This is a genomic window from Oryzifoliimicrobium ureilyticum, from assembly GCF_037199735.1.
GTDB classification, from domain to species: Bacteria; Pseudomonadota; Alphaproteobacteria; order Rhizobiales; family Rhizobiaceae; genus Rhizobium; species Rhizobium ureilyticus.
The window spans coordinates 1-12861 of sequence record NZ_JBBBVQ010000046.1; the positions used below are offsets into that span (position 1 = coordinate 1).

The following is a 12861-nucleotide window of genomic DNA, read 5'->3' on the forward strand; positions in this document are numbered from 1 at the left end:
ACGAATTTCTCGTCGGAAAGACGCTGAACCATTTCGTTGAGCGTGATGTCCTTCTGCTCCTCGATCATACCGAGAATGAAGTCTTCATGCGCATCCAAGCGAGAACCGCCACGCCGTCCTTGCTTGGCAGCCGTCAAGCGACCTTGACCAGCCTGCGCGATCCACCGGATCGACGTCGAAATCCCAACCTCAAATCGCGCCGCCGCCGACCGCGCCGACATACCGCTTTCCGCCGCAGCCAAAACCCGGCTACGCAGGTCGTCGCTCAATGCCCTTGCCATTCTTCGCTCCCGACAAATCACTGCTAGGGCAAGGAATCAGAGTTCACGCAGAAAAGGAATCCCAATCCGATTCAATGTTCAAAGGACGTGCTCTAAAATGAAATCTGCTTTACTATCTCTAGTTCTGCTGCTTCCCATTACAGCGCGAGCGAGCGCCGCGGACGCCGTCGTTGCGGCTGAACCAGAGCCGGCCGAATATGTTCGTGTCTGCGACGCCTACGGCACTGGCTATTTCTATATCCCAGGCACGGAAACCTGCTTGAAGATCGAAGGCTATATCCGCGTCGAAGAACGCTTTGGCCGTCATCTAGTGCAGGGTTCGGACTGGAATTCCTGGATGAGAGCACAAACGACCTTTTCGTCCAAGAGCGAAACGGAATATGGCACGCTGACCGGCGTCATCACGCTGCGCGACAACGTGGAAAACAGCAATTCACGCACCGCTTTCGCGCAGGAGGCCTATATCGATATCGCCAATCTGCGCGTCGGCATGCAATATTCCTGGTGGGATAACGATCGCAGCATCGGCACGGGCGAAACCGACGTGATCTCCAGCAATCAAACGACCCACAACGCCATTCGCTACGTCTACGAAAAGCCAGACTTCAGCGCCGGCATCATGGTGGACGAGTTGGAAGAGAGCTATCGGACCAAGCCCGGCGAAAAGCCGAACAATATCGGCATTGAAGGCCAGCTGTTTGGCAAAGCCGGGCCTGTCAGCGCCTACCTGCTGGCCGGTTACGACACCGATACCCAGGAAGCTGCAATCCGCGGCATTATGTTTGCTGATCTCGGTCCCGGCCAGCTCGGCCTTTACGGCATCTGGGCGAGCGGGGCAAACTACTACTACGAAGAGTCCGAATGGACGGTCGGCGCGCAGTACTATGTCAAGCTCGGCGACAAGTGGTCGATCACGCCCGGCTATCAGTTCTTCCGGCACATAGCGCTGAACTCTGTTGGCGACTTCACGGGCGGCGATGCCTGGCGCGCCGGTCTGACCGTCGACTACAAGATCGTCAAGGACCTCGCCGCCAAGCTTAGCGTCCAATATTACGATCCCGACAATGCGCCCGATCAGGTCCAAGGTTTCCTGCGCCTGCAGCGGAGCTTCTAATACAATCACCCCACAAAAAGCCCGCGCTCACCAAGGGGCGCGGGTCAGCGACAATCCGAACTCAATCCCGCAAGATTGATTGACTTCTTCAGGCCGATGGATGCGCTCTATTTTCGATGATATCTGACAGTGCGATCATCTCACATAGCGTCGTAGCGCCAATGGAACTCGGACCTCAACAGGCATCGACGAGCATGTCAACAGTGATGCGCTCTGTCGTCGCTGCTGCACCGTAAAACAAAAGGCTGAGTTATAAAAACGCTCCGGTGCCAGATGTTCTAGCGAAATGAGGTTCCAGTTAGGGGAGGTGGCGACGCTATCCTTGTTGGTTTAGCAGACAAATCCGGACAGCGAAATGCTGATTTCAAAAAGTCAGCGTCTGTCCCGGCTGAGATGCAAGCTCACGACTATAAGACACACCGTGCACCTTCAGCCCTTGAGCATTGATGAGGCTGATGATGCCTCCCTTGTTAGAGAGCGACATCGGTGGCGTTACAGTTACTTTCAACGTTTCTCCGGGAGCTATCTGACCGCTCAGCGGCGTGGCTTGCTTTTGCTTGTCCTTAAGCTGCCAACCGGTTAAATCTACCGGTTGATGCGTCGTATTGAGCAAAGTGACGGTTTCATGCTCCGGGGTCCGTATATCGTTCACCAAGGCTGCCACGATCCTCACCTGACCATCCGGCTGGTTGACCGTCGGCTGATGTGCTTGGCCGATGACGCCGGAATTGCCAACGTCTGCGTCCGCCGGAGCGCCGCTATCGGGGCTTGGTATGACGTTCCCGGTGTGATCGTCGGTGTGCCAGGATTGCGTCTTGAACTTCATGAAAATGGCGACCCACTGGTTTTGCGCAGGGTAATGGAAGAAGAGTCCACCGTCCTGATACGGACCATTATCCTTTTCGAATTTTCCTGGTGGATTGCCTTGATTCATATGGATGTCGTGAATGCCGCGGCCCGGAAGAAAGTGAAAGTACCGATCCTGCTTATCGTTCTCAGGTCCCCAGGACTGGCCCAGCGCGAAAACCTCGGCGCGCTCGTCAGACATGGCGCGCTGCGCATACTGTCCTATCTTTTCATTCAAATCGTTGTCGGGGCCGTTCGCTGATATCGGCAAAGAGACCATCTCTTGCGGCTGGAACAGATTACCGCGAATGAAATCGAGCGCGACATCGCCGGGTACGGACGGAACCGACGTCAGACCTTTGGGCTTTTCGATCAAAACGTCGAGAATGGGATGGGTGAAGTGTGGCTTGTCGACGAAGAACACCTCGCTGCCATCCTGTGACTGCACATTGATAGCGACGCGATACTTATTCTGATCGTCTATAACCAACATTTGGTAGTGAGGCTGGTTACCCGAGCCGGAACGAACGTCGGCAACTTGGCCTCGTAGGAGAGAATATCCAGCGATCGGCATGAGAGCTTCCTCTGTTAGAGCATTCTTGCGACATGCATTAATTCAGATGCTATTCGGTGCCTGCGACATCTTGATTACGATATGAAGTAGCTGAACCGGATATGTATTCATCGAAAACAGCGCAGACGAAGCGGCAGTAGTGCCGCGCCAATGGCAGAGGCATCACCTTCGGCTTCGCTCAAGACGAGCTTCGCCTCCTTAGGGCCAATTCCGTAGCGGTGGTCTCGCTGTGAGGGGAGGCGGGCGCGCTCAATCATCATCCGGCCGAGCTCGGGGGGAAGCTGTCCTCCAAAGACGATCGCCTGGGGGTCAATCACCGAAATCAGCGTCGCAACCAGGCGATCGATTTGCGGCATGGTTGCCGATAGCCATTCCTCGACGCCTGGCCATTTGGGATCGAATTCGCGATAGAGCGTGTCGATAGATTTTACAGCGATGCCGTTCTCCTGCAACGCCTTCATCAAATACTGGAGTGCAGGTCGCTTTGCCGCCTCATCAGGATTATAGATACCGCTGAACTCCCCGGCATTGCCGTGGAAGCCGTAGAAAGGCTGCCCGTTCAGGATCAGCCCTCCGCCAAAGCCGTAATTGAAAGAGAGATAGGCGAAGGTCTCACACCACGAGCCCACGCCGCGCAGGCTTTCGCCGATTGCACCAGTGGTTGCGTTGTTCTCCAGCCAAGCAGGAAGCATGAATCTTTTCTCTAGAATGGGTTTCAGATCCATCAACGACCAATCGCGCAAAGGCTCAGGTGCATTGAAGGCCCTGTCTTCAGAGACGAAGAACCCCGACATGGAAAAGCCTAGACCCAGAAGCCGCTCGCGGGACACGTTATACTGCACAAGCAACTGCTCCAGGCGGTCTGACAAGGCCGCGAGAGTCTTCTCTCGGTGTTCCGGCAGGATATCCAGCTTCTCTTCAAACACAACCACACAACGGAAGTTGGCGAGGCATAACACAACGGAATCCGTATTGATCGAGATACCAAGAGCGTACGCAGCTTCAGGAACGAGCTCGATCGTAGGACTGGGCTGACCGCGTGTCCCTTTTTGTGCAGCGCCGGCGCGCAACATCCCGCGCTCCATGAGACCCTCGGTCAATCTGTGCACGGATTGCTGCGTCAGGTTTGTATGCCCAGTGATCGACGAACGTGCAATCGGGCCGTGGCGGCGCACAATGTCGAGAATAAGGCGCTCGTTATCGGAGGCGATCGGTTGGCGGTTGAGCGTAAGGTTGGGCTGTTGGGCGTCGGTCATAGCTCTGGATAGCGACTCGACGATATGGCCGCAACAAGGTGCCAGACGGGCCGCTGACATTTTTCACTAGACCGTCACAAATATTACACCTAAGGTGTAGTAATAGGGAGTTGTTCAAAAACGATCCTTTGGAGGAAACCAGTGAATGCGTATCAAATCTTTTGCGATCGCAGCGCTTGCGCTGGCGATAACGGGATCGCCGTGCCTATCGGCGAGCGGCGATATGAAGAATCTCGACGTCGACCTCTCCAAAGTGACGCGTGACAATTTCTATGACCTCGTCGTGCCAGCAGCGAAAGCGGAAGGCTCTGTCACGATGTACAATTTTGCAGGGAGTTTCGCCGATACCTGGAATGAACTGATCAAGCGGTTCGAGTCAAAATACGGCATCAAGGTCAACTATAGCGATGTGAATGGCGATCAGGCTAACCAGCAGCTTATTGCCGTGCAGGCGGCAGGTGAGGATTCGCCCGTCGATGTCTATTTTGCCGGCGGCGGCGGCTATCCACTGTTGTCTTCAAAGGGCGTTGTCGGCAATATTGCGCTGACGAAGATCTTGCCGAACATGGCCAACTACAATCCCGACTTGGCCGAGACCGTGTTCGGCAAGCAGCATGGCGGCACTTTCCCGCTCGTGCATCTCAATCAGACGGCTATTGGTTACGACTCTGCCTTTGTTAAACCTGGGGATGTGCCAAGGACCTTTGACGAGTTGCTGGCATGGGCCGAGAAGAACCCAAAACGTCTCGGCGTTACCCTGCCAGCCAAGGGCGGTTCGGGCAGCGGTTTCATCTACTCGGTTGCGCTGAATTACCTGACTGGCGATTGCCGGAAGGAGCTGACCGACTATAGCAAGACGCTGCAGCAGGCCGAGGATTGGGCTATCGAAACTGAGTGCCTCGACCCAGTTTGGGATTACTATCGTCGTCTTTTCAAGGTTGCAGAATTAACCAACGGCAACGCGGATACGCTGAACCTCATCAACAACCAGCAGCTCTACATGGGAACGGTTTGGGAAGATCAGGTCATGAGCTTCCTCGGTACCAAGCAGTTGCCGGACACGTTCCGTCTCACGCTTCTAGAAAAGGGTCAGGTCGGCTCAGGCGATGCCATGTTCGTGCCCGCCAATGCCAAGCACGTCGCCGCAGCGTTGTTATTGATTGACATGGCGATGAGCAAGGAATTTCAAACCTGGAAGTTGGAACATAAGGCATCCCGCTCACCGCGGATCGATATTAACAGCGATCTGATCCCTCGAAATGTGCAGGAGCATGTTCTACCGTCGAGCGTCTATCCGCGCCTTTCACTGCCCGCCTTCTGGGACATGGCCATGGCAATTTCGGAAGCGCTCGAAGAAAAAGTCCTGAATCAGTGACGGCACGCCATTATCGGACCGGGGAAGATTGCATCTTCCTCGGTTCGCAGACCCCTTCGTCGCATAAAGTGAGGGTGCCTCGCGATGAGTGAACTTGATATCAGCAATATCACAAAAGACTATGGATCGAGCCGCGCGCTTCATCCCATATCGCTCACCGTCGAGCGGGGTGAGTTCGTGACCATTCTCGGTCCTTCGGGCTGCGGCAAGTCCACGCTTTTGCGTATCCTGACTGGTATCAGCCAGCCATCTGGCGGAGAAATTTGGCTCGGTGGCAAGCGCATCGACCAGACGCCCCCGGAAGCACGCGATATTGCCATGGTGTTCCAATCCTACGCGCTCTTTCCCCATATGTCGGTGGCCAAGAACCTTGGCTTTGGTCTGCGCATGAAGAAAGTGGCGAGGGATGAGCGGGCAAGACGCATCGCTCATGCGCTGGATATCTGTAATCTGGCGGGTCTTGTGGATCGCATGCCGCGGCAGCTCTCGGGCGGGCAGCAGCAGCGTGTGGCGTTAGCGCGCGCCATCGTCATGCAGCCGAGCCTACTACTCTTTGACGAGCCGCTGTCCAATCTCGATGCCAAGCTTCGCGATACGCTGCGTCACGAATTGACCGAGCTGCACCGCCGGATCGGTGCAACCAGTCTCTATGTAACGCATGATCAGGCCGAAGCCATGGCGATGTCCGACCGGATTGTCGTCATGAATGCCGGTAAAGTGGTGGAGATCGGCACGCCGCTTGAGCTTTATCGTGCCCCCAAAAACGCCTTTACCGCTGGTTTTCTGGGGCAGACCAATCTTCTGCCCGTGGTTGCTGAAGGGGTTCAAGGGTGTCTGCCCTGGGGGACGCCAGTGAGCTTGGATCGCGCAGCGTCCGGCAATGTGCAGGTTTCGGTTCGCCCTGAAAACATCGGCATCCGCACCGACAGAGCAGGGGCCGGTACGGTCAGTACCGTTTACTTCATGGGAGCCAATGCGCTCTACTCGGTCGAAATCGGCAAATACCATGTTCGCGTCAGCCAGTCGGGCGTCGAAAGTCTGATTGAGGCTGGAGCGCAGGTCACACTGGACTTTTTAGGTCCTGTGCATCTGCTCAACGACGTGTGTTCGGCGGAGGCAGCATGATGGCATGGGTCTTTCGCGACAGGCGGCTCCAGCTCCTTCTGCTTCTAGCGCCTGGGGTCGGGTATCTTCTCGTCTTCTTCGGCGCACCGCTCATCTCCGCGTTGATCGGCAGCTTCCGGCAAGAGGATGGCAGCTTCACGCTGATGTTCTATGAGCGAATATTCGCTCGTCCGTCGATGATACGCGGCCTGACTACCTCCATCTACTATGGCGTGATGCCGGTCGTTGTGTCGCTTGTGGTCTCGGTGCCGCTAGCTCTCCTGATCCGCAAGAGTTTCATTGGACGAAAACTGTTTAGCGGCCTTTATAAACTGCCGATGGCAGTGCCGGGTATCATTGTCGGCCTGATGGTCATCGTCGTGTTCGAAAGAGGAGGGTTCCTCGACCGGCTGGTCACGCCGCTTGGGCTCAAGCTACCAAAAATCGTGCGGGACGATTGGGGCATAGGCGTCATCCTTGCGAGCGTCTGGAAGCAGATTCCGTTCATGACGCTGATCATCACCAGTGCCTTCGCGGCGATACCAGAGGATATTCGCTACGCATCGCGCACCCTTGGCGCATCGCGGCTAAAGACCTTCCTCTTTGTCGAAGTGCCGCTTGCCATGCCTGGCATAACCGCCGCTATTCTGCTGACCTTCATAGGCTCCATGGGCTCCTACGCTATTCCCGATATTGTTGGGCCCCCCACAGCAAGACCGCTTTCGGTACTGATGGTCAATGAGTTCAACCAGGGACGTTTCAACCAAGTCTACGCCATGGGCATGGTGCTGAGCCTCTTCGCCATCGGCGTGCTGCTTCTCTATTACAGCCTGACATCCCGTATTGGCCCAGGCCAAACTCGTGGAGATGCATGATGAAGGCTTTAACAATGGAAACCGCTACCGGACCCGTCCACCGCCGCACCTTCACGTCGGAAGACAGGATCTTCGTCTCGATCGGCCTTTATAGTGCGCTCGCTCTTGCCATTGCCGTTCCGCTGATAATGATGTTTCTCTGGAGTGTCGCTGACGGCTGGTCGCCGCCGCTGATCGTGCCGCACGATTACACCATAGCGCGCTGGGTGAGTGTCCTGAGCGACGACAGCCTCATACGATCTGCAATCACCAGCATTTTTATCGCCGTCGTCGTTACCGTCCTCACGGCCATCATCGCATTGCCGACCGCCTGGGCCATGGGCCGGTTTCCCTTCCGACTGAAGCGACTGGTGGAAATCTTCATTCTCGCGCCGATCATCATTCCCGGGCTCGTGGTTGCCGTCGGGATAGGGAAGGTGTTTCTCGTCTTCGGTCTCGCGTACTCGCTAACCGGCGTCATTCTTGTCCAGATCGTCGGTACTCTGCCTTTGATGATCCGTCTGATGTCGGCCACGCTCGAAACCATTCCGGACGACCTCATCCACGCAGCCCGTTCACTTGGGGCTAATTCGGTCGGTATCGTGCTTCACATCATATTGCCGCTGGCCACGCCCGGTCTTCTAGCTGGTGGGTTGATGTCCTTCATTGGCAGCTTCGAGGAATTCGATAAGTCCTTTATCGTCGGTGCGCCGGTGGTCCAGACCTTGCCGATCAGGCTCTACATGTATCTCGACCCTTACTCGCTGCAGCTGCCCCTTGCCGCCATCGTTTCCTTCATCCTGCTCCTGCCCGCCCTTGTCGTCTTCATCATCGCCGGTCGCATACTTCGCGACGATCTGACGGCGGCAGGCATGGGAAAAATCTAATCCGGCGCACAACGCTGCTCGTTACAACCTTCGAAAGAAAAAATAATGCCTCAGACCCTGAAAGCCGTTAAAACGCCCGCTCACTCCTGCAATGTGCTTACGCTTTGTTCCCGCAGCAACCCGGCCATCTTGACTATTGCCCATCGCGGTTTTTGGACCCACAAGGCCGAAAACTCGCTTGCCTCCGTCGGCGCGGCGGTTGCGGCCAGTGTCGAGATGATCGAAATCGACACACAGGCTACCGCTGATGGCCGGCTGGTCGTTATTCACGACGAGACGCTTGATCGCACGACGACCGGCACCGGAACGGTGAGCGAGCTTCCCTTCGACGTCGTTCGCGCTGCAAGGTTGAAGGCTGGTGCGGGCGGCAATGCTGCTGCAATTACACACGAATGCGTGCCGACGCTGGAAGAGCTGCTTGAAGAGGCACGTGGCAAGGTCGCTGTGAACATCGACACCAAATTCGCCCGCGACCTGCCGCAGGTAATGGAGACCGTGCTGCGGCTTGGCGTCGAGGATCAGGTTCTGGTAAAGACCGACATCGATCCCGAAGCCAGCCAGTTTGAAGTGCTGGATGCCGACTGGTTCGGCAGGATCCCGCATATGCCAATGTTCCGGGTGAGGAAGGGCAGGTTTGCTGACGACCTCCGCCGTATAGAAGCATTGAAAGCGCCAATGATCGAGGTGAAGTTCGACGATCTCGCTGATCTCTTGGAGGGCCGTAAGGAGATGGAGCGACAAGATATCCGGCTCTGGATCAACACACTCGATGTCTCCCATTGCCTCGATTACAACGATACCCGCGCGCTCAGTCGTCCTGACGAGGTGTGGGGGACCCTTGCTGAAGCGGGCGTCGGCGCCATCCAGACGGATGAGGTCGAGGCCTTTACCGGCTGGCTGAAAACGAGGGCAAGCATAACGGGGCGGGCGTGGGCACGATGAACGAGCGTCTCGACCTTGCTGTTAGAATCGTGAAAGAAGCGGCGGCGCTTGCGCTCGTCTTTTTCGGCGCGCGTGAAACCATCGAGGCCCGGACCAAGGGCTTTCAGGACTTCGTTTCCGAGGCGGATACGGCAGTCGAAAGGCTCGTCCGCGACAGGCTTGCGGCGAGCTTTCCGGGTGAGACCGTACTAGGCGAAGAAATGGGCGGCGTGGCGGATGATGCCTACTGGATCATCGATCCTATTGACGGCACTGCCAATTTCCTGCGCGGATCGCCGCTCTGGGGCATCTCTCTTGGCTTCGTTAGAGCCGGTAGACCTGGTCTCGGCGTCGTTGCCATACCGGTCTTGAATGATATCTACGCTGCGGCAGATGGCACAGGCTTGATCTTGAACGGCGCACCAGTTTCTCGTCATGTGCCGTTTGAGGCCGTGCAGGTAATGTCCGTTGGCGACAGCGCAGCCGCAGATGCCGCAGAGGTGGCGGGCCTCGTTGTAGGGCTCCGGCATGCGGGGTGGGTCGTCGAATCCTTGCGCTCGACGTCCATCGGGCTCGCCTTTGCCGCGCGCGGCATCTTCGATGGTCATCTCCAGAAGCTGACGACCATGTGGGACATTGCAGGCGGCGTGGTTCTGGCAAGAGAAGCGGGACTGGACGTCCGCATCGGTGAACGTGCCGATAGTGACATTCCATGGGTCGCTGCCGGCACGCCGTCGCTGATGGCGGCGGCCGAAGACCTATGGTCCGAAATCGCGCGTGAAAGCACAAACTGAGGGACACTAGTCGGCTCGCAGGCGAAGACACGAATATGGAGGCTTGGCGTCCTCACGTTTGCTGGAGCGACAGGCGCCTGTCGAAAACCTCCGGGTTAAAAACTTGCTATCGCCAGAAGCGTTTCGAATCCAAAGCCTCATCGAGGGCGGATTGGGCATTTTTGATAAGATCGTCTTTTTTGGCATGTGAAAGGAGGTCCTGGGTTTCCGAGAATCCTTCCAGCCCATACTTTTCGATAACGCTCGGTCCAGTGGCTAGATCGTTCAATTCGCTCAGTTGATCCTGTAGCTCCTCCATCGCCTTCACAAAGCGTCTGTGTCGCCGCTGGCCCTTTTCGTCGGAATAAAGAGAGCAGAAGAATTCCGCCGCGTAGCGAAGCTTCTTGGAATCTTTCCGGGCTTGGTGTCGGTGCTCGTCATCCACCTTCGCAAGATCGCTCCATGCTTCTTACGCATCTTCTCAAGCGCAGCGGCTGCGTAGGCCTCGATGGTGATCTCATTACCGGACCCCAAGTGATAATCTCCGGTTTGAAGCCACTCGTTGAGGTCGAGCATAAGCGCACGAGCACGAGATGATTCGAGTGCCTCGACAACATCGTCGTAGGTTTGCTCGCGCTCCTGTCGGAGCCTGTCGGCAAGGCTACCTGTACCAATCTTCGCAAGCAGGACATCGAGGTTTCGGGCTTCCCCAAGGACGCCGGCCAACCAGCGAAGTTCACCGGACAGGCGTCGTGCCTCGTCGCCCAGCACAGGTTTGAACAGGGAGAGGGCCGATCGAAGCCGTCGCATGGCCACTCGCGCCTGATGGAGTGCCTCCGGATTTCGAAAGTTCAGAAGAATGGCTTCGTTCAACCGAAATTGCCCTAAAGCACGACGTTAGGATGGCATGCAGACCTTTCGCCGCTGTCGACCTGCGGTCAAGGAAGATAGGTTCTGACTTGTTGACCACCGAAAGCGTGTCGATCAAGCCATAGCCGCGCTTGGCTTTCGAAAGGACCCCGATCTTGAAGGGCACAATGTCCTCGATCTTTCGGGCGAGGAAGAAGAGATCTTTCGGGTCGCCCTCCTTTAGTTCAAGTTCGACCTCGCTAATTTTCGTCTCGCGATCTCCTGCAGTGGCAACGCCGACATCGGCAGAGACCTCTATCGTCGATCCGTTCTCGATGAGGTCCCAGCTGCGACGTAGAACGATGACTTCGAACTGTGAAGCAAGGTCTTTGCGAATGTCTCCGAACTCGTTCACCAGCGGGCTGGTGTGGTCGGGAATTGGCATGGCGGTGGCCACATACCCACATATGTGTTAATGTAGGCTTTTATAGTTCAGGAACACGTTAGATGAGCCGATTGACGATCGACATAACCGACCAGCAACATCAAAGCCTAAAGGCGCTGGCGGCTTTGCAGGGCAAGACAATCAAGCAGTATGCACTCGAGCGCCTCTTTCCCGGTGACACGGATGGAGAACGGGCCTGGGAGGAGTTGAAGACGTTGATGAACACGCGCATCAATGATGGGCTCGCCGGAAAATTGTCGACCAAAACCGTTGGTGAGATCCTCGACGAGGAGATTGCTGAGGGTCGTGTTTGACGGCCTACATTCTTACCGCAGAGGCAGAATCGGATCTGCGTTCGGTAATCCGCGACACGCGTGCGCAATGGAGCGCCGCCCAGGCACGTCGCTACGTCTCAACTTTGGAGCGAGTTATCGCACACCTTGCCGAGGGCAAAGGTCCTTTCAAGGATATGAGCGCGCTTTATCCGGCGTTACGAATGGCGCGATGCGAACATCACTACATCTTTTGTCTGCTTCGGGAGGATGCGCCCGCCCTGATCGTCGCGATCCTTCATGAACGAATGGATATCATGAAGCGTTTGGCTGGTCGCCTGAACGAATGATTTTGGACGAAGGCGAGATTACCTGATCGCAAGGTCGATAAATCGGTTATTATCGTGTGGTGAAAAGCGGTGTCGCCAGTTCCGATCCTTTCGGGAGCGAGGCTATCAACACTCGAATGCTCCCCGCTGGATGTCTAGTGAGGAGTATTTGCAAACGGATAAAGCGCCACGCCAACCTTATGAGCCGCAGCAGCCAGGCGCTTATCCCTAGTCCACAAGCTTGATCGTCGATCAAGTAGGGTTGAAGTCAGTAGATGCGCATCAGTATAGCCGATCCCAATGCTGAATATGGAATAGCGATCAACGACGGTCATAACCTCTGCATGGGTCGCGACCGTAGCCTCGCGTTGAGCTTCGAGAAAGGCGATCACAGCACTCCGATCTCGCAGACTGCCTAGGGCCAGTTCGCCGACAACGAAGGGGTGGCAAAGCAACCGGTCATCTTCGATGATTTTGGTTAGCTCCGCGTCGCCATGGCGAAAATGATCAATCCAGATTGAGCTATCGACGAGGATCACTTGCTCACTTCGCTCCGAAGGCGAGGCGCTACCTCGGCCTCGGGCATAGTGCCGCCCAGGGCAATCAGTCGTTTGCCAGATTCGACACGTACCAAAGTCTCGAGTGCTTGACGGACGAGCGCCGCTGTTTCCTTTGTGCCGGTAAGGGATTTGGCCCGTTCCAGGAGATTATCGTCAAGATTAATAGTAGATCGCATAACTAGCTCCGATATGCTGACATACTTATAGCACCAATTGGTGCCACAATCTATGCCCATTGAGCCGGTCAGTGCCACAATGCTGATCGTGGGTCATCCGTTTGACACCCTTCAAGAGCTTAAGAGCGCTTCGAGCGGAATATCGATACTCTGGTCTAGAAATTGTCATGCGAATGCATTACATTTTCATCGAATGTGGGAGATAGTCATGGCCGCAAACGCTCTTGTACAAACACGTATTGATT

16 protein-coding genes and 1 pseudogene are annotated in these 12861 nt (G+C 56.0%); 9 read left to right on the forward strand and 8 right to left on the reverse strand.

All coding sequences use genetic code 11. The features are described 5' to 3' along the window. The coding region (locus tag VQ830_RS28035) for an IS630 transposase-related protein (protein WP_337271434.1) at nucleotides 1-281 on the reverse strand (281 nt) is incomplete at its 3' end. A gap of 97 nt (nucleotides 282-378) precedes the next feature. Here VQ830_RS28035 and VQ830_RS28040 point away from each other — a divergent pair. Continuing rightward, nucleotides 379-1395, forward strand: a complete 1017-nt coding sequence (locus tag VQ830_RS28040; RefSeq protein ID WP_337271435.1) for a porin — start codon at nucleotides 379-381, stop codon at nucleotides 1393-1395. Between the two features lie 364 nt (nucleotides 1396-1759). Here the strand turns inward: VQ830_RS28040 and VQ830_RS28045 are convergent, their stop codons facing one another. Both VQ830_RS28045 and VQ830_RS28050 read right to left on the reverse strand, forming a co-directional pair. Continuing rightward, on the reverse strand, nucleotides 1760-2815 hold the full coding sequence (locus VQ830_RS28045; RefSeq protein ID WP_337271436.1) for a DUF2278 family protein: 1056 nt from the start codon (nucleotides 2813-2815) through the stop codon (nucleotides 1760-1762). Between the two features lie 107 nt (nucleotides 2816-2922). Next, nucleotides 2923-4071 carry an ROK family protein gene (locus VQ830_RS28050; RefSeq protein WP_337271437.1) on the reverse strand — a complete coding sequence of 383 codons (1149 nt, stop codon included), beginning with the start codon at nucleotides 4069-4071 and terminating at the stop codon, nucleotides 2923-2925. A gap of 145 nt (nucleotides 4072-4216) precedes the next feature. On the opposite strand from VQ830_RS28050, the gene VQ830_RS28055 reads away from it, so the two are divergent. The 6 genes from VQ830_RS28055 to VQ830_RS28080 all read left to right on the forward strand — a co-directional run bounded on the left by VQ830_RS28055 (nucleotide 4217) and on the right by VQ830_RS28080 (nucleotide 10006). Further along, the gene (locus VQ830_RS28055; protein WP_337271438.1) at nucleotides 4217-5446 is read left to right on the forward strand and encodes an extracellular solute-binding protein; all 1230 of its coding nucleotides are present in this window, start codon (nucleotides 4217-4219) and stop codon (nucleotides 5444-5446) included. A gap of 84 nt (nucleotides 5447-5530) precedes the next feature. Further along, entirely contained in the window at nucleotides 5531-6571 is a 1041-nt protein-coding gene (locus VQ830_RS28060; protein WP_337271439.1) for an ABC transporter ATP-binding protein, read from the forward strand. Further along, nucleotides 6571-7425, forward strand: a complete 855-nt coding sequence (locus VQ830_RS28065; protein ID WP_337271447.1) for an ABC transporter permease — start codon at nucleotides 6571-6573, stop codon at nucleotides 7423-7425. The genes VQ830_RS28060 and VQ830_RS28065 overlap by 1 nt, the downstream gene beginning before the upstream one ends. After that, nucleotides 7425-8291 (forward strand): ABC transporter permease, encoded by an 867-nt coding sequence (locus tag VQ830_RS28070; RefSeq protein WP_438618883.1) that lies wholly within the window; start codon nucleotides 7425-7427, stop codon nucleotides 8289-8291. The genes VQ830_RS28065 and VQ830_RS28070 overlap by 1 nt, the downstream gene beginning before the upstream one ends. A gap of 45 nt (nucleotides 8292-8336) precedes the next feature. Beyond that, nucleotides 8337-9233 (forward strand): glycerophosphodiester phosphodiesterase family protein, encoded by an 897-nt coding sequence (locus VQ830_RS28075; RefSeq protein ID WP_337271441.1) that lies wholly within the window; start codon nucleotides 8337-8339, stop codon nucleotides 9231-9233. Beyond that, nucleotides 9230-10006, forward strand: coding sequence for an inositol monophosphatase family protein (locus tag VQ830_RS28080; protein WP_337271442.1), 777 nt, complete (start codon nucleotides 9230-9232; stop codon nucleotides 10004-10006). Before VQ830_RS28075 ends, VQ830_RS28080 begins: the two co-directional genes overlap by 4 nt. A gap of 106 nt (nucleotides 10007-10112) precedes the next feature. On the opposite strand, the gene VQ830_RS28915 is transcribed toward VQ830_RS28080, so the two are convergent. The 3 genes and pseudogenes from VQ830_RS28915 to VQ830_RS28090 all read right to left on the reverse strand — a co-directional run bounded on the left by VQ830_RS28915 (nucleotide 10113) and on the right by VQ830_RS28090 (nucleotide 11279). After that, nucleotides 10113-10430, reverse strand: a complete 318-nt coding sequence (locus VQ830_RS28915; RefSeq protein ID WP_438618885.1) for a CHAD domain-containing protein — start codon at nucleotides 10428-10430, stop codon at nucleotides 10113-10115. 80 nt (nucleotides 10431-10510) lie between these two features. Beyond that, nucleotides 10511-10840, reverse strand: a pseudogene (locus VQ830_RS28920) (CHAD domain-containing protein); the annotation flags it as partial. Beyond that, the gene (locus VQ830_RS28090; RefSeq protein ID WP_337271443.1) at nucleotides 10722-11279 is read right to left on the reverse strand and encodes a CYTH domain-containing protein; all 558 of its coding nucleotides are present in this window, start codon (nucleotides 11277-11279) and stop codon (nucleotides 10722-10724) included. The pseudogene VQ830_RS28920 and the gene VQ830_RS28090, both read right to left, overlap by 119 nt. A gap of 62 nt (nucleotides 11280-11341) precedes the next feature. On the opposite strand from VQ830_RS28090, the gene VQ830_RS28095 reads away from it, so the two are divergent. Beyond that, the gene (locus VQ830_RS28095) at nucleotides 11342-11593 is read left to right on the forward strand and encodes a type II TA system antitoxin, ParD family (RefSeq protein ID WP_337269675.1); all 252 of its coding nucleotides are present in this window, start codon (nucleotides 11342-11344) and stop codon (nucleotides 11591-11593) included. Further along, a complete protein-coding gene (locus VQ830_RS28100) occupies nucleotides 11590-11901 on the forward strand; it encodes a type II toxin-antitoxin system RelE/ParE family toxin (protein ID WP_337271444.1) in 312 nt (103 codons plus the stop codon). Before VQ830_RS28095 ends, VQ830_RS28100 begins: the two co-directional genes overlap by 4 nt. A gap of 134 nt (nucleotides 11902-12035) precedes the next feature. Here VQ830_RS28100 and VQ830_RS28105 read toward each other — a convergent pair whose 3' ends face one another. Further along, complete coding sequence (locus VQ830_RS28105) at nucleotides 12036-12419, reverse strand: type II toxin-antitoxin system VapC family toxin (RefSeq protein ID WP_337271445.1); 384 nt, start codon at nucleotides 12417-12419, stop codon at nucleotides 12036-12038. Next, nucleotides 12416-12616 (reverse strand): type II toxin-antitoxin system VapB family antitoxin, encoded by a 201-nt coding sequence (locus tag VQ830_RS28110; RefSeq protein WP_337271446.1) that lies wholly within the window; start codon nucleotides 12614-12616, stop codon nucleotides 12416-12418. Before VQ830_RS28110 ends, VQ830_RS28105 begins: the two co-directional genes overlap by 4 nt. Nucleotides 12617-12861 lie beyond the last annotated feature (245 nt).

Bases quoted from the DNA above. Each gene is read 5' to 3' on its own strand.
- VQ830_RS28095 (WP_337269675.1), top strand. From the start codon at position 11,342: ATGAGCCGATTGACGATCGACATAACCGACCAGCAACATCAAAGCCTA.
- VQ830_RS28075 (WP_337271441.1), top strand. From the start codon at position 8,337: ATGCCTCAGACCCTGAAAGCCGTTAAAACGCCCGCTCACTCCTGCAAT.
- VQ830_RS28060 (WP_337271439.1), top strand. From the start codon at position 5,531: ATGAGTGAACTTGATATCAGCAATATCACAAAAGACTATGGATCGAGC.
- VQ830_RS28090 (WP_337271443.1), bottom strand. From the start codon at position 11,279: ATGCCAATTCCCGACCACACCAGCCCGCTGGTGAACGAGTTCGGAGAC.
- VQ830_RS28050 (WP_337271437.1), bottom strand. From the start codon at position 4,071: ATGACCGACGCCCAACAGCCCAACCTTACGCTCAACCGCCAACCGATC.
- VQ830_RS28080 (WP_337271442.1), top strand. From the start codon at position 9,230: ATGAACGAGCGTCTCGACCTTGCTGTTAGAATCGTGAAAGAAGCGGCG.
- VQ830_RS28065 (WP_337271447.1), top strand. From the start codon at position 6,571: ATGGCATGGGTCTTTCGCGACAGGCGGCTCCAGCTCCTTCTGCTTCTA.
- VQ830_RS28110 (WP_337271446.1), bottom strand. From the start codon at position 12,616: ATGCGATCTACTATTAATCTTGACGATAATCTCCTGGAACGGGCCAAA.
- VQ830_RS28045 (WP_337271436.1), bottom strand. From the start codon at position 2,815: ATGCCGATCGCTGGATATTCTCTCCTACGAGGCCAAGTTGCCGACGTT.
- VQ830_RS28070 (WP_438618883.1), top strand. From the start codon at position 7,425: ATGAAGGCTTTAACAATGGAAACCGCTACCGGACCCGTCCACCGCCGC.
- VQ830_RS28040 (WP_337271435.1), top strand. From the start codon at position 379: ATGAAATCTGCTTTACTATCTCTAGTTCTGCTGCTTCCCATTACAGCG.
- VQ830_RS28055 (WP_337271438.1), top strand. From the start codon at position 4,217: ATGCGTATCAAATCTTTTGCGATCGCAGCGCTTGCGCTGGCGATAACG.